This is a genomic window from Citrobacter sp. R-1.5.2, assembly GCF_035064245.1.
GTDB lineage: Bacteria > Pseudomonadota > Gammaproteobacteria > Enterobacterales > Enterobacteriaceae > Citrobacter.
The window spans coordinates 70,647-89,295 of record NZ_JASEYC010000015.1 but is presented as its reverse complement, the minus strand read 5'-3'; the positions used below and the strand labels follow the sequence as shown (position 1 = coordinate 89,295).

Annotated in this window: 16 protein-coding genes, 1 tRNA gene and 2 pseudogenes; 6 read left to right on the top strand and 13 right to left on the bottom strand. The window is 48.4% G+C overall.

Annotation, left to right across the window (positions count from 1 at the left end; all coding sequences use genetic code 11):
* The coding region (locus tag QMN38_RS21405) for a hypothetical protein (protein ID WP_416348272.1) at positions 1-216 on the top strand (216 nt) is incomplete at its 5' end.
* Positions 217-638: 422 nt separating this feature from the next.
* Here the strand turns inward: QMN38_RS21405 and QMN38_RS21400 are convergent.
* The 7 genes and pseudogenes from QMN38_RS21400 to QMN38_RS21370 all read right to left on the bottom strand — a co-directional run bounded on the left by QMN38_RS21400 (position 639) and on the right by QMN38_RS21370 (position 6,956).
* Positions 639-1,523 (bottom strand): plasmid partitioning protein RepB C-terminal domain-containing protein, encoded by an 885-nt coding sequence (locus QMN38_RS21400; RefSeq protein ID WP_323605961.1) that lies wholly within the window; start codon positions 1,521-1,523, stop codon positions 639-641.
* A 15-nt stretch (positions 1,524-1,538) separates the two neighbouring features.
* Positions 1,539-2,405, bottom strand: a complete 867-nt coding sequence (locus QMN38_RS21395; protein WP_323605959.1) for a ParB/RepB/Spo0J family partition protein — start codon at positions 2,403-2,405, stop codon at positions 1,539-1,541.
* Between the two features lies 1 nt (position 2,406).
* Positions 2,407-3,924 (bottom strand): recombinase family protein, encoded by a 1,518-nt coding sequence (locus QMN38_RS21390; RefSeq protein WP_323605998.1) that lies wholly within the window; start codon positions 3,922-3,924, stop codon positions 2,407-2,409.
* Positions 3,925-4,469: 545 nt separating this feature from the next.
* Positions 4,470-4,583: pseudogene (locus QMN38_RS21385) on the bottom strand (recombinase); the annotation flags it as partial.
* Between the two features lie 31 nt (positions 4,584-4,614).
* Positions 4,615-5,872 (bottom strand): annotated as a pseudogene (locus tag QMN38_RS21380) (tyrosine-type recombinase/integrase).
* Between the two features lie 195 nt (positions 5,873-6,067).
* Positions 6,068-6,143 (bottom strand) — tRNA-Phe (locus QMN38_RS21375).
* Between the two features lie 105 nt (positions 6,144-6,248).
* Positions 6,249-6,956, bottom strand: a complete 708-nt coding sequence (locus tag QMN38_RS21370) for a DUF554 domain-containing protein (RefSeq protein ID WP_271450375.1) — start codon at positions 6,954-6,956, stop codon at positions 6,249-6,251.
* Between the two features lie 458 nt (positions 6,957-7,414).
* Between QMN38_RS21370 and QMN38_RS21365 the strand changes: the two genes are divergently transcribed.
* Positions 7,415-9,550 carry an ornithine decarboxylase gene (locus tag QMN38_RS21365; RefSeq protein ID WP_323605957.1) on the top strand — a complete coding sequence of 712 codons (2,136 nt, stop codon included), beginning with the start codon at positions 7,415-7,417 and terminating at the stop codon, positions 9,548-9,550.
* Positions 9,551-9,607: 57 nt separating this feature from the next.
* Here the strand turns inward: QMN38_RS21365 and QMN38_RS21360 are convergent, their stop codons facing one another.
* The 4 genes from QMN38_RS21360 to mutY all read right to left on the bottom strand — a co-directional run bounded on the left by QMN38_RS21360 (position 9,608) and on the right by mutY (position 13,597).
* Positions 9,608-10,864: a nucleoside permease gene (locus tag QMN38_RS21360; RefSeq protein WP_137382607.1), complete on the bottom strand. Its 1,257-nt coding sequence runs from the start codon at positions 10,862-10,864 to the stop codon at positions 9,608-9,610.
* A gap of 210 nt (positions 10,865-11,074) precedes the next feature.
* Complete coding sequence (gene mltC / locus QMN38_RS21355) at positions 11,075-12,160, bottom strand: membrane-bound lytic murein transglycosylase MltC (RefSeq protein ID WP_137382608.1); 1,086 nt, start codon at positions 12,158-12,160, stop codon at positions 11,075-11,077.
* An 86-nt stretch (positions 12,161-12,246) separates the two neighbouring features.
* The gene (locus tag QMN38_RS21350; RefSeq protein ID WP_003027126.1) at positions 12,247-12,516 is read right to left on the bottom strand and encodes an oxidative damage protection protein; all 270 of its coding nucleotides are present in this window, start codon (positions 12,514-12,516) and stop codon (positions 12,247-12,249) included.
* 28 nt (positions 12,517-12,544) lie between these two features.
* Positions 12,545-13,597 carry an A/G-specific adenine glycosylase gene (gene mutY / locus QMN38_RS21345; RefSeq protein ID WP_202037786.1) on the bottom strand — a complete coding sequence of 351 codons (1,053 nt, stop codon included), beginning with the start codon at positions 13,595-13,597 and terminating at the stop codon, positions 12,545-12,547.
* A gap of 160 nt (positions 13,598-13,757) precedes the next feature.
* Between mutY and trmB the strand changes: the two genes are divergently transcribed.
* From trmB to ansB, 4 genes are all read left to right on the top strand, one after another.
* A complete protein-coding gene (gene trmB, locus QMN38_RS21340) occupies positions 13,758-14,477 on the top strand; it encodes a tRNA (guanosine(46)-N7)-methyltransferase TrmB (RefSeq protein ID WP_271441191.1) in 720 nt (239 codons plus the stop codon).
* Complete coding sequence (locus tag QMN38_RS21335; RefSeq protein WP_198905818.1) at positions 14,477-14,803, top strand: YggL family protein; 327 nt, start codon at positions 14,477-14,479, stop codon at positions 14,801-14,803. Before trmB ends, QMN38_RS21335 begins: the two co-directional genes overlap by 1 nt.
* 49 nt (positions 14,804-14,852) lie before the next feature.
* Positions 14,853-15,572 (top strand): YggN family protein, encoded by a 720-nt coding sequence (locus tag QMN38_RS21330; protein ID WP_323605955.1) that lies wholly within the window; start codon positions 14,853-14,855, stop codon positions 15,570-15,572.
* A 189-nt stretch (positions 15,573-15,761) separates the two neighbouring features.
* Positions 15,762-16,808 carry an L-asparaginase 2 gene (gene ansB / locus QMN38_RS21325; protein WP_040232083.1) on the top strand — a complete coding sequence of 349 codons (1,047 nt, stop codon included), beginning with the start codon at positions 15,762-15,764 and terminating at the stop codon, positions 16,806-16,808.
* Positions 16,809-16,926: 118 nt separating this feature from the next.
* Here ansB and hemW read toward each other — a convergent pair whose 3' ends face one another.
* Positions 16,927-18,063: a radical SAM family heme chaperone HemW gene (gene hemW, locus QMN38_RS21320; protein ID WP_323605953.1), complete on the bottom strand. Its 1,137-nt coding sequence runs from the start codon at positions 18,061-18,063 to the stop codon at positions 16,927-16,929.
* The gene (locus QMN38_RS21315) at positions 18,056-18,649 is read right to left on the bottom strand and encodes an XTP/dITP diphosphatase (RefSeq protein ID WP_271441194.1); all 594 of its coding nucleotides are present in this window, start codon (positions 18,647-18,649) and stop codon (positions 18,056-18,058) included. Before QMN38_RS21315 ends, hemW begins: the two co-directional genes overlap by 8 nt.

Sequence of the window (18,649 nt, the reverse complement as noted above, 5' to 3'; positions counted from 1 at the left end):
GTTGCTGAGGTTGCTGAGGTTGCTGAGGTTGCTGAGGTTGCTGAGGTTGCTGAGGTTGCTGAGGTTGCTGAGGTTGCTGAGGTTGCAATAAAATCATCTGACTTTATTCAGCCTAATCTTGATAATGGCGAATTCAATAGAAGTACTGCTATCCCGGCCTCTAATGGAAAAATATTGACTGGAATAAAAAAGATAATTTCACTTTTTAAAAAGTAGAAGTATAGAATAAATATATAGCGATGATAATATTGAATCACAACGGACAATCTAAATGCTTCCAGAACGTTGATATGATTAAGTGAAGCAACAGAGTGTTTTGTTAATTAACAAAAAAGAAAAAACACGCTGGAACTCAGCCCATTAAAGGGCTGAGCTTTTATGCTACGGTATTTGTACCTTCCAACCCATCAATATAATCAGCGTACTACTACGTCATGTCCAGGCGCTCATCCAGATACTATGCATGGTTGTATGTGCAGTGAATACTATTTTTAAGAGTTGTATTCACGTTGATTCCCCACAAGCCTGCTAAAAGCAGGTATTCTGTAACAGATACTCTTTTTAAATCCAGGATAGATATATTCCGGAAGGACGAGCACAGACTGTTAGCTATGTCACTAGTTTTCTGTCACGCAGAATTACTGCTTGTGCTGAACCTCGTTCAGATGCTTAACTCCCAAGACCTTCTTAAGGACGTCCAGATATTCACTTTTGTTATCATAAAGCCAGTGAATAATTTCATTTTTACTGAGAAGTTTTGCAATGTATGATCTCACAACCATCAGGTTGAGATTGTTTTCAGCAAATTCATTTTCAATATCTTGCGTTTCAACCTGAAGCGCGGCCATTTCTTTTTCAAGTCTAGCAAGCGTTTTGATCATATCTTTATCGTCGGGAGCATTATCTGGCTTTCTGACCAAATACTCAGCAGGTAAGGCATGTAACATAGATAAAGCGAATTTTTTAGTAAAATTATTCAATGTTACCATTGTTGATACAAAATCCATCTGTTTGTGGAGTTTTATTTTTCTAAGGACATCGAAGACATTTTGCGATACGTTTTTATCAGCCAGTAACGCGAGCGCTTCCTTCGAAATTCCTTCGGAAATACGGAGTCTGGTGTTAATTATTCCCTGAGATAATCCAAGAACTGCACACAACTTTTCCACTGATACACCAGATTCCACCGCTTTCTGGAGCATCCTTTGCTCCTGAAGTATAGTCAAGTGATTTACCCTTTTGTTATATGAATATGTATCTTCAACCGGTGAAATAAGACAATGTGCATGTGTAACCTCCAGGTCTTTTAAAGCTTCGATACGTAAATGTCCGTCGAGAATTTTATGTTCCCCGTTTTCTGTAATAAAAATCATTATAGGCTCAATTAAACCTATTTCAGCTATTGATGTCAGTATTTGTTTGTACTTATTACTGGATCTGATATTAACTGGAATCGATCTCGATGGCGACAATATATCGATAGGATATAGGTGAAAATGGTTGTTAAAACATTGTTTAATCATTTCATTTCTCTCTTTTTATCGTGCAGGGGATAATATTTCAGGCATATCAGTAATGTTGTTTTTATTCAATAATTCACAAAAGTGACTATCCTGAGTAAGTTGTCTGAATATTTCTTTTACCAGCATGAGAGTTTCACGGGAGTACCGTGCTTTAGCCTGAATTTCTTTGTGTTCATCTGAACTTTTCTGATACATTGAAGCGAGCTCTTCTGCAGAGTATTTCTTTTGAATCCGCTTCGTTGAGAATGTTTTATTCGTTGAACCTTTATTTCCATTTTTTCTATTATCAATAATTCGCTTGATAATGTTAATTTGTTTACCTTTGATAGTGCCGTTCAGCAATGCCTCTGTCAGGGAATCCTGAATCGACTCATCGGTCGCCCGGGAAATCTCTACCGCAAGGTACAAAGGTATATTACCGGCCTCAAAGGCAGCCAATAATTTTTTCTCACCTTTCTCCAGAAGGCTACTTACGCCCTGCACCCAACTTACTACGTACCCCAGTCGTTCGCCGATCTCCTTGTCGGTCAATCCCTGCTTCTTTAACTGCCTTACACTGTCCAGAAGCTCGGTTGCCCGGGGTTTCCTTCTGGCAATATTTTCTGTGAGGCTCATCAGGTGGCCTGTTTCTTCACTGACGTCTTTTACAATCGCGGGGATGTATGCTTCCTGATAATGGATGTAAGCTTCAAGCCTCCCCTGGCCACAGATTAAAGCAAATTCATATTCGTTGTGAACGATTCTACGAACGGTGACAGGGCGTTTCAGGCCAATTTGACGAATGTTCTCTTTAATCTCTTTATGTGTGAACTTATCTCGTTGACGAGGGTTAACGACCAGTATTTTGTTTGTTTCGATAAGTACAACTTTTTCATCAGACATGTCATGAGTCCTTTAATTTTACTCTTCTTATTAGCCGGTAAAAAGGGGCTAGGTTATCAAAACGGTACAGGTCCAGTTGATAAGGATTGCTTTCCTCTAATGATATTTTCTCGGAGAGAATATCTATCGCAGGAAATATATAATAGTCAACGGCAGACTGATTTGAACTGTCCATTCTCGCAGCAATGCTGATATCAGGAGAGAACATTGTCCTGAATTTTATTTTCCACCGTAGTCTTTTGGGGCTGATGCGCTGACAGTGTGCAGACTGTATAGCAAGAGTAAATTCATCATTAATGTGAAGTATTCCTGGTGCTGGTGTATCGCTTACCCACCCCCCTTCATGACTGATGTTATCGATAATTTTTTTTATTGATCTGTCGTTAAACTCGTTAACCAGTTTCTTGGTTTTTAACCATGTGTAATCAGTCTCTGGAGTGTAGCCGATTAATTGGTATACACGTAAGAGACTCCCAAAACGAGAGCGATAAATACTGCTGGATGGAAGAAGTTCTTCTTCATCAATGATAATACCTGATAATCTTCCTTTTTTTCTCAACAGAACTCGTAATTTCTCCAGCAATTCATCCTCAGATAGCCGTGCAGCACGCGCTCTGATAATTTCGTTAGCCCTGTTAAATTTTTCAACCGAAACAATGGGTGTGTAAGCTCCATCATAACGTATCCAGTCCTCTTCTGGATTGATAACATACTGTTGTTTTAGCTTGAAAGATGTTTTGTTATAAACGCTGTTTCCTATATATTTTTCACTGGTCAGGATTTGATGTACTTTTGCTCTGCTCCAGCAACTTCCATTTTCAGCAAGGATCTGCCTGCGATTCAATTCAGAGGCGATGACTAATTCTGGTTTACCTTCGTCATTGAACATATCGAAGATGCGATTAACGATGCTGATCTCTTCTCTGGGACCGGGCGTCAGTATGACCCGATCGGTCTGAATACTTTTGCGTTGCCCGTGTTTCAGTTCTCCCTTGGAATTATGGCTTTCATCAATTAACAGTCGCCTGAGCCCATAGCCCGCAAGTCCCCCCTGGTGGTAACCTTTTTTAATGAGATTTACCTGTCCCAGAAAAACTTTCTCAGACTGGTTTCGACTGAAACTGGCTGCGCCATGTCGTGATAACGCCAGACCCAGAGTGAACATTTCAGGCTGAGCCTCAGAGAAATGTTCAGCACAATAAATAATCTTGACCCCTCTTAATTTAAGAAGATGGGAATAATGGCCTGCTTCGTCAGTATCCTGGAATCGACCAAAACGACTGACATCGTAAACAAGAATTAATGATATAGCGATACGATGCTCTAAAACATCATCAATTAACGCTTTGAGACCTGGCCTGCCTGAAAGATTCAGCCCACTTTTACCAGCATCACTGTATGATTTGATTATCGTAATATTGTGTTTTTTTGCATACTCCCTTATGTATCCAGATTGATTATCTAGCGAATATTTTTGGTGGTCAGTTGACATCCTCATGTATTCGGCTGCGTAAATCATATTGTTTGCTTTTATCGACAAGCCATCACCCCAGAAAACAAAGTATCTCGTTAATAATTGTGTTGGATTTTAGTGATTTCAATATTTATTTATCAAATCGGCATATTTGATGTGCTTTATCAATTTAAGGTTTGATAGTTTTGATTTTTTAAAACTGATTGAGGGAAATATTGTCTATATAGCTGCTGTTACCGCGAAATTTTTTAGGATAATACATATATGAAAAGGTGGAGGTAATCAGTACGTGAAGCTTTTTATTGCTGAAAATATTACTTTCGTAAAGAGTGATAGTGTTGTGCTTCATTGCGAACATGACATTACTGTAGGGAATTAGTTGGAAAGTTAAACGGAGTGTGAATTTTTGATCTCTGCAGTGAAATGTTTCCCCCTGGATCGCTTCAGGCTAAAGTCCATGCAGTGCGGAAATATGCCAGAAGGCGATAGAAAAAAATAAAAGAATGGCGTTCTCCGCACCTGAAGGTGAGGAGAACAACCACTTAACTGTTTGTCGATGAACTGAGAAGCTTGTCAATATAATCAGCGTACTACTGCGTCATTTCCCGCCGTTCGTCCAGATATTGTGCGTGGTTGAAGGTTCCGCGAATGCTGTTTTTATCCATGTGAGCGAGTTGCATCTCGATCCACGTGTTTTGAATCCCGCATTTTCCTGATTGGCTTTGATGCGGGCTGCTATCGAGACTGGAGTTTTGCGAAGTCAAACGGGCTCACTATTTTTTCCTCATTTGCATCCAGAAAATCAGCCCACCATTGCAGCATCAGCCTGCGTTCATCCAGAAACTCCGCTTTATGGACATAAGCCGCACGTACGCCATTTCGCTCCTGATGGCTCATCTGGCGTTCCACTGCGTCCCTGGACCATAACCCTGATTCAATCAACGAACTACAGGCCATTGCTCGGAAGCCGTGACCACAGACATCGACCTTTGTATCGTAGCCCATCAGCCGCAGTGCGTTATTCACCGTGTTCTCACTCATGGGTTTCCATGGATTGTGATCGCCGGTGAAAATTAGTTCATGTTCTCCGCTGATAGTGTGTATCTGTTGCAGTATATTCAGCGCCTGAGCAGAGAGTGGCACAAGATGCTCTGTTCGCATTTTTGAGCCACGATGGGAATACTTGACCCCTTCAATAGGTTTCCGCTCAGGAGGAATGGTCCACATGGCTTTCTTAAAGTCGATCTCAGACCACCTGGCAAAGCGTAGTTCACTGGAACGGATGAAGATAAGCAGGGTGAGTTTAGTTGCCAGTCGGGTGAGAGGTTGCCCTCTGTATTCATCCAATCGTTCAAGAAGCTCTGAAATGCGATTTAAGGCGAGGGCAGGGCGGTGCTGGCGTTTCACCGTGGTTAACGCGCCAGCCATATCCACGGCAGGGTTATAGGTGATAATGCCTGATTGCGCAGCATAGCTGTATGATTGCAGTGATACGCTGCTGAAGGCGCGCTGCAATCTCATAGATCTCTTTGGCTTCGGCAGCTTTTACTGGAACAAGTAAATCGGGGGGCCTGAGGGTGGTAATGTCACGTGAGCCAATAAAGGGAAACACATGAGTTTCGAGGCTTTTCAGTATTTTCTCACTATGTGAGGTTGACCATTTTTTGTTGCTCTTATGCCACTGCCTTGCGATGCCTTCAAATGTCTGAGCTGCTTCGGGGACTGACTTTTTGATCCGTTTCTGTTCGCACGGGTCAGTCCCCTCAGCTATCAGCTTCCTCGCCGTATCGCGTTTTTCCCTTGCTTCTGATAACGAGACTTCAGGATAAACACCGAGAGCGAGCGTTTTCTCTTTGCCCAGAAACCGGTAGCGGAGCCGCCAGTAGCGCGAGCCATTAGGGTGAACGAGCAAAAACATGTTGCCGCTGTCGGCAAGTTTATAAGGTTTTTCATCCGGTTTAGCTGCACGGATTTTAGCGTCAGTGAGCGCCATTGGCGGTATCTCCTGATAGTAAAAGGGGTATAAATTTTATCGAATCAGACTATACCCTCAGTTGTACCCTCGCAAGGGACTTGATGCGGGTTGACGTTGATTGAGTTGGGTGGAGTTAAGGGATTGTAGAAGTGTTGTTTTTGGCGGGCTTAGAATGCAAAAACGGACCTCCGTGGAGGTCCGTTGATATGAATTTGGTGCCCGGACTCGGAATCGAACCAAGGACACGGGGATTTTCAATCCCCTGCTCTACCGACTGAGCTATCCGGGCAACGAGGCGCATTAAACCCGATTCACCTCGTTTCGTCAACGAAATTTCTTCAAATCAATGCAGACTGCACAATCTATCACCACATTGCTGGTATTGCACGCATTCTCAGGCAAAAAAGGCAGTCCATGCTGCGGAAAGCGGCATTGCCAGTAGCAGGGCGGGAAGCATATTCACCACCGCAAACATTTTGATTCCACAAATACGTAGACCCGTCGCCAGCAACAGCAGTCCGCCTACCGCGCTGAAATCAGCCATCATGGCTGGGGTTGTCAGCGGTAAAATCAGAGCCGCGCAGGTGGCGAGCGTCAGCTGGATTGCCAGCATTGGTATGAAAATGGCAGATACGGCGATTCCTAGCGAGCAGGCGAAGATAATAGCGGTGAAGAAATCGAGAAATGACTTCGCGATTAAAATATTAGGATCGCCGGTCATCCCTTCATGTATCGCCCCGAAGATCCCGGTTCCGCTGGCGCAAAACAGCACGATGATAGCCACGTAGCTTTGGATGAAAGATTCGTGTGTTGCATTGACATCCGATTTGGTGAAAAGCTTCTGTGCTTTGGCGACCGCGGTATTAATGCCTTTTTCCAGATGACAGAACTCGCCGATCAGCGCGCCGACCAGCGTTGCCAGCACCATCACCGGCAAATTGGCGCACTTGATGACCAGTAAGATACCGATGCCTAACGAGGCCAGCCCGAAAATAGAGGTCATTGAGACCCGAATTCGTTCTGGTAAATGCTGGCTGAGCAGTGCACCAAGAACACCACCGAGTAAAATGGCGCTGGCATTGATAAAGGGTCCGATTACCACATTTGCTCCTGCATACCCATTATCATCTTGATATTAAATGAAATGAGCTGGGTATAATTATGTTTTCAGAATGCATTATTATGACGCTAATATTCGATAGAATGCTTGTTTATCTGTGAGGTTTATGCACTGGATTTTATCTTGCGCCTGATAGTGAAAGCTGCCATGATTGCGCGAATTTTCTCCTGTCTGAATGGGGCTGCCTGGGATGTTATTATTACCCTTACATCACCTTTCTGCGCGACGTTTGCCCCTTCCTGCAACATCTCTTTATTCTCTCACCATGCGGTGACGGCAGCGCACGCTCACTGCAGGATAACAGTAAAATCAGAGGCTATCTGCTTTTACTGATGTCTGGCGGTCGGGGCTGGTGACCAGTTTGACCTGTCATTTCGTGGGGCATAGCAATGCGGCTTTGCCCGGGACTTTTGATTCTCCCGATACGGGTTTTTGCACTTATGAAATCAATGAATATTGCCGCCAGTGGTGAACTGGTTTCTCGTCTGTCTACTCATCGCAAGGTGGTGACGCTGGACAGTACCGATTTTACTGACGTCGCGGCAGTCGTCATTACCGTTGCGGACAGCCGCAGCGGGATCCTGGCTTTGCTAAAACGCACCGGGTTTCACTTACCGGTGTTTATATTTTCAGAGACCAACGTGGATGTACCCGCCGACATTGAGGCGGTTATCTGCGGCAATGCGCAGGACTGGCTGGAACTGGAGTCTGCCGCCTGTCGATATGAGGAAGATCTGCTGCCACCCTTCTATGACACGCTGACGCAGTATGTTGAAATGGGGAACAGCACCTTTGCCTGCCCTGGACACCAGCATGGCGAGTTTTTTAAGAAGCACCCTGCGGGTCGTCATTTCTATGAATTCTTTGGCGAGAACCTGTTTCGCGCGGATATGTGCAATGCTGACGTTAAGCTCGGCGATCTGCTGATTCATGAGGGGTCCGCGAAGCATGCACAAAAGTTTGCGGCTAAAGTCTTCCACGCCGATAAAACCTATTTTGTGCTGAACGGGACCTCTGCAGCAAATAAAGTGGTGACCAATGCGCTGCTGACGCGTGGCGATCTGGTGCTTTTTGACCGTAACAACCATAAGTCGAACCACCACGGTGCGCTGATCCAGGCGGGGGCGACACCGGTTTATCTGGAGGCGGCGCGTAATCCGTTTGGCTTTATTGGCGGCATTGATGAACACTGCTTTGATGAGGCGTATCTGCGCCAGCAAATCCGTGAAGTCGCACCGCAAAAGGCTGACCAGCCGCGTCCGTTCCGCCTGGCGATTATCCAGCTTGGAACCTATGACGGGACAATCTACAACGCCCGCCAGGTGATCGATAAGATCGGTAGCCTGTGTGATTACATCCTGTTTGATTCCGCATGGGTTGGCTACGAGCAATTTATCCCGATGATGGCTGATGGATCACCGCTGCTGTTGGAGCTGAATGCTAACGATCCGGGGATCTTAGTTACCCAGTCGGTGCATAAACAGCAGGCCGGATTCTCGCAAACTTCGCAGATCCACAAAAAGGATAACCATATTCGTGGTCAGGCGCGTTTCTGCCCGCATAAGCGCCTGAATAACGCGTTTATGCTGCATGCTTCCACCAGCCCGTTTTATCCGCTGTTTGCGGCGTTAGATGTGAATGCCAAAATACATGAAGGCGAAAGTGGACGTCGGTTATGGGCGGAGTGCGTAGCGCTGGGAATTGAGGCCCGTAAAGCGATACTTACCCGCTGTAAGATGATTCAGCCGTTTATTCCCCCAGTGGTTGATGGTAAACCGTGGGAAACCTATCCGACGGCGGTGATTGCCAGTGAGCGTCGCTTCTTTAGCTTTGAACCTGGCGAAAAATGGCATGGCTTTTCCGGTTATGCGCGTGACCAGTATTTTGTTGATCCCTGCAAGTTGCTGCTAACCACCCCCGGCATTGATGCACAAACCGGGAAATACACGGCGTTCGGCATCCCGGCAACGATTCTGGCGCACTACCTGCGTGAAAATGGCATCGTGCCGGAGAAATGCGATCTGAACTCGATTCTGTTCCTGCTCACTCCGGCAGAAAGCGCAGAAAAAATGGCACAACTGGTGGCGATGTTGGCGCAGTTTGAACAGCATATTGAAGATGACACGCCGCTGGCTGACGTGTTGCCGACAATCTTCAATAAGTATCCGGTACGCTACCGGGACTACACGTTGCGTGAACTGTGTCAGGAGATGCATTCACTGTACGTCAGCTTTGATGTGAAGGATCTGCAAAAGGCCATGTTCCGTCAGGCGAGCCTGCCTGCCGTGGCGATGAACCCGCAGGATGCCAACAGCGCTTTTATTCGTGGTGATGTTGAACTGGTTCGAATTTGCGATGCGGAAGGCCGTATAGCCGCTGAGGGAGCGTTGCCTTATCCTCCAGGTGTGCTGTGCGTGGTGCCAGGTGAAGTCTGGGGCGGGGCGGTACAGCGTTATTTCCTGGCGCTGGAAGAGGGCGTAAACCTGCTGCCGGGCTTTTCGCCGGAGCTGCAGGGCGTTTACAGCGAGACTGATGCGGACGGCATTAAACGTCTGTATGGCTATGTTGTGAAGTAAGCGCCATCTGGCCAAAAAAAAGGTCACCATTAGGTGACCTTTTTTCATCAATAAAGATTAATGTGCGATAGTCTGCGTGCCAGTCGGAACGCGTACGTGTTTATATTTAAACAGTGCCACGAAAGCGAAGGCCAGAACCAGTGAGTAGCCAGCGAAGATCAGCCACACCGTCTGCCAGTCAGTGATACCATTCAGCGTGTAGTACTCAACCACTTTACCGCTCACCAGCCCACCCAGAATACAACCGAAGCCGTTGGTCATCATCAGGAACATACCCTGTGCACTGGCGCGGATTTCAGGACGTACCTCTTTCTCTACAAACACGGAGCCCGAGATGTTGAAGAAGTCGAAGGCACAACCGTAAACAATCATCGACAGAACCAGCAGCACGGTACCGAACGGAGTCGGATCGCCGTAAGCAAACAGACCGAAGCGCAACATCCACGCCACAATACTGATAAGCATAACGTTCTTGATACCGTAACGGCTTAAGAAGAACGGGATGGTCAGGATAAACAGGGTTTCAGAGATCTGGGAAATAGACATCATCACCGACGCGTGCTCAACGATAAAGCTACCAGAGAACAGCGGGTTGTTATCGAAGCTGTGCAGGAAGGTATTACCGAACATATTGGTAATCTGCAATTCTGCGCCCAGCATCATTGAGAAGATGAAGAAAATGGCCATACGCTTGTTTTTAAACAACGCGAAGGCATCCAGGCCAAGCATTGATGTCCAGCTCTGATTTTTCTGCTGATTGGCAACCGGAATGTGTGGCAGCGTCAGGGTGAACAGGACCAATACGACGGATAATGTTGCGCCGATATAAAGCTGCATATGGCTCAGTTCAAAGCCAGAGAAGCTGACTGCCCACATGGCCAGAATAAAGCCGATGGTGCCCCAGATACGGATTGGTGGGAAGTCGGTGACAATATCCATCCCGGCAGACTGCAAGCGATAGTAAGAGATGGTGTTGATTAACCCCAATGTTGGCATATAGGCCAGCGAGTTAAGCAAAATCACAAAGAACATTGCCCCAGGCGTGGTCACTTCGGCTGCGGCGAACAGCGTTCCTGCACCGACCAGGTGGCAAAGCGCATAAACCCATTTTGCACTGATCCATTTGTCAGCCACGATCCCTAACAGGGTCGGCATAAACACGGCGGCAATCCCCAGCGAGCTATACACTGCGCCGATGGATGCACCGTCGAATTTAAGGGTGACAAACATATAGGAGCCGAGGGTTGTCAGCCAACTACCCCACAGGCAGAACTGCAGAAACGAGAGAACTTTCAGCTGCAGCTTAAGATTCATGTTAATTTCCTCACACCGTAATGCGGATGGATGTTTTAAAAGGCACATTTGCCGTTGCAATATGATGTGATTCTATCAATGAGAGACACCCTTTTTTTGTTAGCTGTGACAAATATTTGCAAACAATTTCTAATTGCAAAGCAAAATGGTGACGGAGTTAACACTTTTTCCTCCTCTGCCGCGGGAATGAGCGGGCAGAGGAGGAGGGGATTATCGACGTCGATAGGTTTTCTGTGCGGAATTGACCTTGTAAAGATAGCGACGTGATTCTGCAGAGGGATGTCGCGTGGTCAGAGTTTGGTAAACGTCACCAGGTGACATGCTATTGATAATATTCGCGGCCTGAATTTTATCGTTAGAGAAAACGCGCAGCACGCTTCCCGCGCCGCCGTTATAGGCGGTGATGACCGCATAGCGACGCGAGGTTGGATTATCAATACCGCCCAGATAGACGTTGTTGAGCATTGCCAGATAGGCCGTACCCGTATCAATGTTACTGGCTGGGTCGAACAGGAAGCTGCGGCTTGGCGTACCTGAGCGCCCCTGGGAACGGAACACATCTTTCCCGGCGCTATGTTGGACTACCTGCATGAGTCCCAACGCATCGGCATGGCTGACCGCATAGGGGTTAAAAGAGGATTCGGTCTGCATGATAGCCAGAATCAGTGACTCATCAACGCCATACTTCCGTGATGCCTGACGCACCATACCAACGTACTTATGCGCACGCTTATCAAGGTGGTTTGGCACCAGATTAATGGTCACGCTATAGATGATACGCAGGCCGTTGCTGCGGCTCTTCAGGCGCGTTTGTAGCAGATAGTTGGCAAAGTTAGTGGCACGTCCCTCCCAGCGAATCGGTTGGCCGGTATTATCCACCACCTGCCCGTAGAGGAACGGTTCTTTGGAAATTTTGATGTCATCGACATCGGAATAGAGATCGATAGATCCCGGATCATCGCCCATCAGCAATGTTTTGATGATCGCCCGACGCAGGTGTCCGGCGGGATCTGTCCCGGCAATGGTCTCGACGGTGATTGTACCGTCATCGAAGTTGATATGGCTGCGGGTTTGATACTGATCGGTATACTTTACGTAGTCCTTCGGACCCGCAATCAGCACTTCCTTAAACCCCCACAGATTCTCAATGTTATGGGCAAACTGCCCCATCAGAATATCAAAACCGTTGGTATCCTTGACCCAGGCTTCATTATAGGAATCGCCTTTTTTGGTCGAACTGGAACAGGAGATGAGCAACGGCGCAATAACGGCAAGCGCGAGAAATTTTTTCATCATTCCGGGAGTGCGTGTTGTGTTTGTTATTGGCAAGGACCAGATTAAATCGTAGGCCGGATAAGCGCAGCGCCATCCGGCAACGGTTCTTATGACTCTGGTGTATAGCCTTCAATATGCACATCTTTGCCTTCAAACAGGAAGTTGATCATTTCCTGCTCCAGCAGTTTGCGGTGCTCGACGTTCATCATATTGAGCTTTTTCTCGTTAATCAGCATGGTTTGTTTATGCTGCCACTGCGCCCACGCTTCTTTAGAAATCTCGTTATAAATGCGTTTTCCCAGGTCGCCCGGATACAGCTGAAAATCCTGACCTTCGGCTTCGCGTTGCAGGAAAGTGCAAAAAATTGTTCTGCTCATTAAAAAATCCTCTCTATCGACCGATACGTTAAATCTGCGTACCGGCGCGTAATTGCTGTAACAAACGCTCCACGGGAGCCGCCAGGCCGACTGACGGCGGTTGCGCTAAGTTATACCAGAGCGCGTTGCCTTCATCCATGCATGCGGTGAATGAGGACACGCGAAGCCACATAGGCACAATATCTAAATGGAAATGGCTAAAGGTATGGCGAAACGCATTAAGTTGGGTCAGATTATCTGCGTTAATTTGTCGTTGCGCCAGCCACTGACGAAGCCCATCTTCATCGTCAAACTGCGGAAAACAGTATAATCCCCCCCATAAGCCGCTGGGTGGGCGCTGCGCGAGCAGCACCTCATCATCATGTTGCATCAGTAAAAAATAGCCCGTCCGTTCGGGTAACGTCTGTTTGGGCTTTTTACCGGGGTATTGTGCCCAGCTTGCATTGGCGGTCGCCACACAGCCATTTTCTAACGGGCACAGGGAGCACTTAGGTTTTGAGCGCGTGCAGACCATTGCCCCTAAATCCATCATTGCCTGGTTGAAACGCTCAACGCCGTGGGCGGGCGTGACCTGCTCGCTCAGTTCCCACAGTTTCTTCTCGACCTCTTTCTTACCCGGCCAGCCGCTGACAGCATAACAGCGAGCGAGCACGCGTTTGACGTTGCCATCGAGAATCGGAAAATGCTGACCCAGAGAAAGTGAAAGGATCGCGCCAGCAGTTGAGCGTCCAACGCCTGGCAACGCAGCCACTTCATCAAAGGTCTGTGGAAATATTCCGCCATGCAGGGTGACCACCTGCTGCGCGGCTTTATGCAGATTCCGGGCTCGGGCGTAATAGCCAAGGCCGGTCCATAAATGCAACACTTCATCCAGCGGTGCATGGGCTAAATCCGTAACCGTTGGGAAGCGCGCCATAAAACGCTCATAATAAGGGATGACGGTCGCAACCTGGGTTTGTTGCAGCATGACTTCTGAGAGCCATACTTTGTAAGGCGTCTTGTCAATTTGCCAGGGCAGCGTTTTCCGCCCGTATTTGTCGTACCAGCTCAATACCTGAGCTGAAAATTGAGACGCTTGCATGATTACCGTTTCATTATTGCCGGGGGCAAGATTGCAGCACAGAGGCAACGGGGTGTAAACCGGAACTTTCCGCTGCTCACTTTCTTCCTTTACTTGCATCCGGCAACTAACTTTGGATAATGCCCGTTTTCGGAACTCAAACACAGCAGACTAAACTTTTATGAAGAACGACGTCATTTCACCGGAATTTGATGAAAACGGCCGCCCTTTGCGCCGGATTCGTAGTTTTGTTCGTCGCCAGGGGCGACTGACGAAAGGGCAAGAACACGCGCTGGAAAACTACTGGCCGGTGATGGGCGTTGAGTTCAGCGAAGAGCCCGTGGATTTCACAACGCTGTTCGGTCGCGATGCGCCAGTGACGCTGGAAATTGGTTTTGGTATGGGCGCTTCGCTGGTAGCGATGGCGAAAGCGCGTCCGGAACAAAATTTCCTTGGTATTGAAGTTCATTCTCCGGGCGTTGGCGCGTGTCTGGCATCAGCCCATGAAGAGGGCGTCGAGAACCTGCGCGTAATGTGCCATGATGCCGTTGAAGTCCTGCATAAAATGATTCCTGACAATTCTTTATCTATGGTTCAGCTGTTTTTCCCTGACCCATGGCATAAAGCACGTCATAATAAACGCCGTATCGTTCAGGTGCCGTTTGCTGAACACATTTTAAGCAAACTGAAGCCTGGCGGCGTTTTCCACATGGCAACCGACTGGGAAGCTTATGCGGAACACATGCTTGAAGTGATGTCCTCCATTGACGGATATAAAAATCAGTCAGAGAGTAACGATTATGTACCGCGCCCGGAATCGCGCCCGGTAACCAAATTTGAACAACGTGGTCATCGTCTTGGCCACGGCGTATGGGACTTAATGTTCGAGAGGGTGAAATAATGGCAAAGAACCGTAGCCGTCGTCTGCGTAAAAAAATGCACATCGACGAATTCCAGGAAGTCGGATTTTCGGTTGCATGGCGTTTCCCGGAAGGTACATCGGGCGAGCAGGTCGATAAAATCGTTGATGACTTTATTGATGAAGTGATTGAGCCGAACAAGCTGGCTTTTGACGGCAGCGGCTATCTGGCTTGGGAAGGTCTGATCTGCCTGCAGGAAATCGGCAAATGCACTGAAGAGCATCAGGCAATCGTGCGTAAGTGGCTGGAAGAGCACAAACTCGAAGAAGTGCGCACCAGCGAACTTTTCGATATTTGGTGGGACTAAGTAGCAAAGGGTCGGCAAATGCCGGCCCGATTTGTATTGAGGGAAAGATATGATGCGCAAAACGCTGCTGGCGGCAGTCCTAACGTTCACGGCGATGGCCGCACATGCAGATTACCAGTGCAGCGTCACCCCGCGTGACGATGTGATTTTGAGCCCACAAACGGTGCAGGTGAAGGGCGAGAATGGCGACCTGGTTATTACCCCGGCCGGCGATGTCACCTTTAACGGTAAACAGTACAACCTGAACGCCGCACAGCGTGAGCAGGCCAAGGATTATCAAGCGGCGTTGCGTAGCAGCCTGCCGTGGATTGACGAAGGTGCCAGAGCGCGCGTAGAGAAAGGTCGTGTGGCACTGGATAAAATCATCACCAAAGAAGTGGGTGAAAGCAGCAACATGCGTGGCCGCTTAACCAAGCTGGATACGCAATTGAAAGAGCAGATGAACCGCATCATCGAACACCGTACAGACGGTCTGACCTTCCATTATAAGGCAATCGATCAGGTGCGTGCTGATGGTCAACAACTGGTCAATCAGGCGATGGGCGGTATTTTGCAAGATAGCATTAACGAAATGGGCGCTAAAGCCGTGCTCAAAGGCGGTGGTAATCCACTGCAGGGCGTGCTCGGTAGTCTTGGCGGTTTGCAAACGTCAATTCAGAATGAGTGGAAGAATCAGGAACAAGACTTCCAGCAGTTTGGCAAAGATGTTTGCGCACGCGTCGTGATGCTGGAAGATAACCGTAAATCCCTGGTTAGCACTCTGAAATAATATTCACCTCTTTTTAACGGCATAGAAACATTTCTGTGCCGTTTTATTTTGTGTTTATCTTCTTTTTTGATATCCATCTCTAAGAATAACAATTTCATGGAAATATAAATCTGGTTAATTGGATTGCGTCACATTATTCATCTGTGGGATGGACATAATGCAGCAAATTCAAGTAACTGGAGAAATAACATGGAGTTTTTCAGAAAAACGGCACTGGCAGCACTGGTTATGGGTTTCAGCGGTGCAGCGCTGGCATTACCCAATATCACCATTTTAGCGACTGGCGGGACGATTGCTGGTGGCGGTGATTCCGCGACAAAATCTAACTACACGGCGGGTAAAGTTGGTGTAGAAAACCTGGTAGATGCAGTGCCCCAGCTGAAAGACATTGCGGTCGTGAAAGGTGAGCAGGTAGTGAATATCGGCTCCCAGGATATGAATGACGAAGTCTGGTTAACACTGGCGAAGAAGATCAACACTGAGTGCGATAAGACTGACGGATTTGTGGTTACTCATGGTACGGATACCATGGAAGAAACCGCCTATTTCCTCGACCTGACCGTGAAGTGCAACAAGCCGGTGGTACTGGTCGGCGCAATGCGTCCGTCTACGGGTATGAGCGCCGATGGCCCGTTCAACCTGTATAACGCAGTGGTAACTGCCGCAGATAAAGCCTCAGCTAACCGCGGTGTGCTGGTGGTGATGAACGACACCGTTATGGATGGTCGCGACGTGACCAAAACCAATACCACCGATGTCGCTACCTTCAAATCCGTTAACTATGGCCCGCTGGGTTATATCCATAACGGAAAAATCGACTACCAGCGTACGCCTGCGCGTAAGCACACCACATCGACTCCGTTTGATGTTTCTAAGCTGACCGAGCTGCCGAAAGTGGGGATTGTTTACAACTACGCGAATGCTTCCGATCTGCCGGCAAAAGCGCTGGTTGATGCCGGTTACGCCGGGATCGTCAGTGCGGGTGTAGGTAACGGCAACCTGTATAAAACCATTTTTGATACGCTGGCAACTGCCGCGCATAAAGGTACGGTAGTCGTACGTTCATCCCGTGTACCGACGGGTGCAACTACCCAGGATGCAGAAGTGGACGATGCGAAATACGGATTTGTGGCTTCAGGCTCGCTGAACCCGCAAAAAGCGCGTGTTCTGCTGCAGCTGGCATTGACTGAAACCAAAGATCCTAAGCAGATTCAGGAAATGTTTAATCAGTATTAATAGCTGAAGGTGGCTGTGCCCTGGCCTTTCGTAGGCCGGATAAGGCGCAGCCGCCATCCGGAAAATTGCCTGATGGCGCTACGCTTATCAGGCCTACGTTCACTATATCATTACCGTATTACTCCGCCAGAAACAGCTCCAGCAGCGAATTCAAAAACAGCTTACCGTGCTGGGTAATCTGCCAGTACTCATCGCACTCGCTCAAATAGCCCTGCGCGATAGCCTCTTCAATCTGTTGACGAATAACTTCTTCGCTAAGCCCGGTGTATTGCGTGAATTCAGCGCGTGGTGCGGCTTCCAGTAACCGGAAACGATTCATAAAGAACTCGAACGGCTTATCGGCCTCAGCGACATCACGCTGACTTTCTAAGTAGCGTCCTTGCATATAACCGCGTGGATGCCGCGTTTTGGTGGTGCGCAGGATCCGCCCGTCCGGGAATGTGACTTTACCGTGTGCGCCGCAGCCAATGCCAAGATAGTCACCAAAGCGCCAGTAGTTCAGGTTGTGCTGACATTGATAGCCCGGCTTTGCATAAGCTGAGGTCTCATACTGCTGATATCCGGCAGCGGTCAGCAACTGGTGGCCTTGTTCAAAAATATCCCACAGCGCGTCATCGTCTGGTAATACGGGTGGACGAGAGCCGAACAGCGTGTTGGGTTCAATAGTCAGTTGATACCAGGAGAGATGCGGTGGATTCAGCGCGATAGCTTGCTGCAAATCGCCCAGCGCCTCTTCCAGCGTTTGATCCGGCAGACCGTGCATCAGATCGAGGTTAAAGCTACGTAGCCCCAGACCACTCGCCAGGTGCGCGGCACGTTTGGCTTCTTCCGGTCCGTGGATACGTCCCAGACGTTCGAGCTTGGCGGAGCTAAAGCTCTGTACACCAATAGATATCCGGTTGACCCCGGCGCGTTGATAATCGACAAAACGATCGGCTTCAACAGTTCCGGGGTTCGCTTCCATCGTGATTTCTGCATCTGCCGCCAGATTCAGGCGTGCACGCACGCCGTCCAGCAGCGTTTGCATCGCCGGACCAGAGAGCAGGCTCGGCGTACCGCCACCAATAAAGATCGTCTTTATTTCACGTCCCTGAGCGTGTGTAACCTCGGTATCCAGATCGCTCAGCAGATGTTGCACGTAGTCGTCATGTGGGACTTCGCCCTTCAACGCATGCGAGTTGAAATCACAGTAGGGGCATTTCTGTACGCACCACGGGATGTGAATATACAGACTTAGCGGTGGAAGCTTAACCATTACGCAGGGCATCCAACAGCAGCTTCAGCGCCTGTCCGCGGTGGGAGATCGCACTTTTCTCCTCACGGGTCAGCTCTGCCGCGGTTTTCCCTTCAGACGGCACAAAGAAGATAGGATCGTAGCCAAAACCACCGGTACCGGCAGGTTCGCGGGTGATTACGCCAGGCCAGCTTCCGTGGCAAACAATAGGGGTCGGATCATCTGCGTGGCGCATATAAACCAGTACGCAGTGGAATTGCGCCTGGCGCTTCTCGTCGGGCACATCCTGCAAAGTATGCAGCAACTTTTCCAGATTCTGTCTGTCAGTCGCATCTTCACCAGAATAGCGTGCTGAATAGATACCTGGCGCGCCGCCCAGCACGTCTACCGCCAGACCGGAATCATCGGCAATAGCAGGAAACCCGGTGATTTGCGCTGCATGGCGCGCTTTCAGAATGGCATTTTCAATAAACGTCAGGCCGGTTTCTTCAGCGGAATCAACGCCCAGATCCGTTTGGGCAACGACATCAAGGCCGAAATCGCTCAGAAGAGAGGCTAGTTCACGCACTTTACCGGCATTGCCGGTCGCGAGGACAACTTTTTGCAT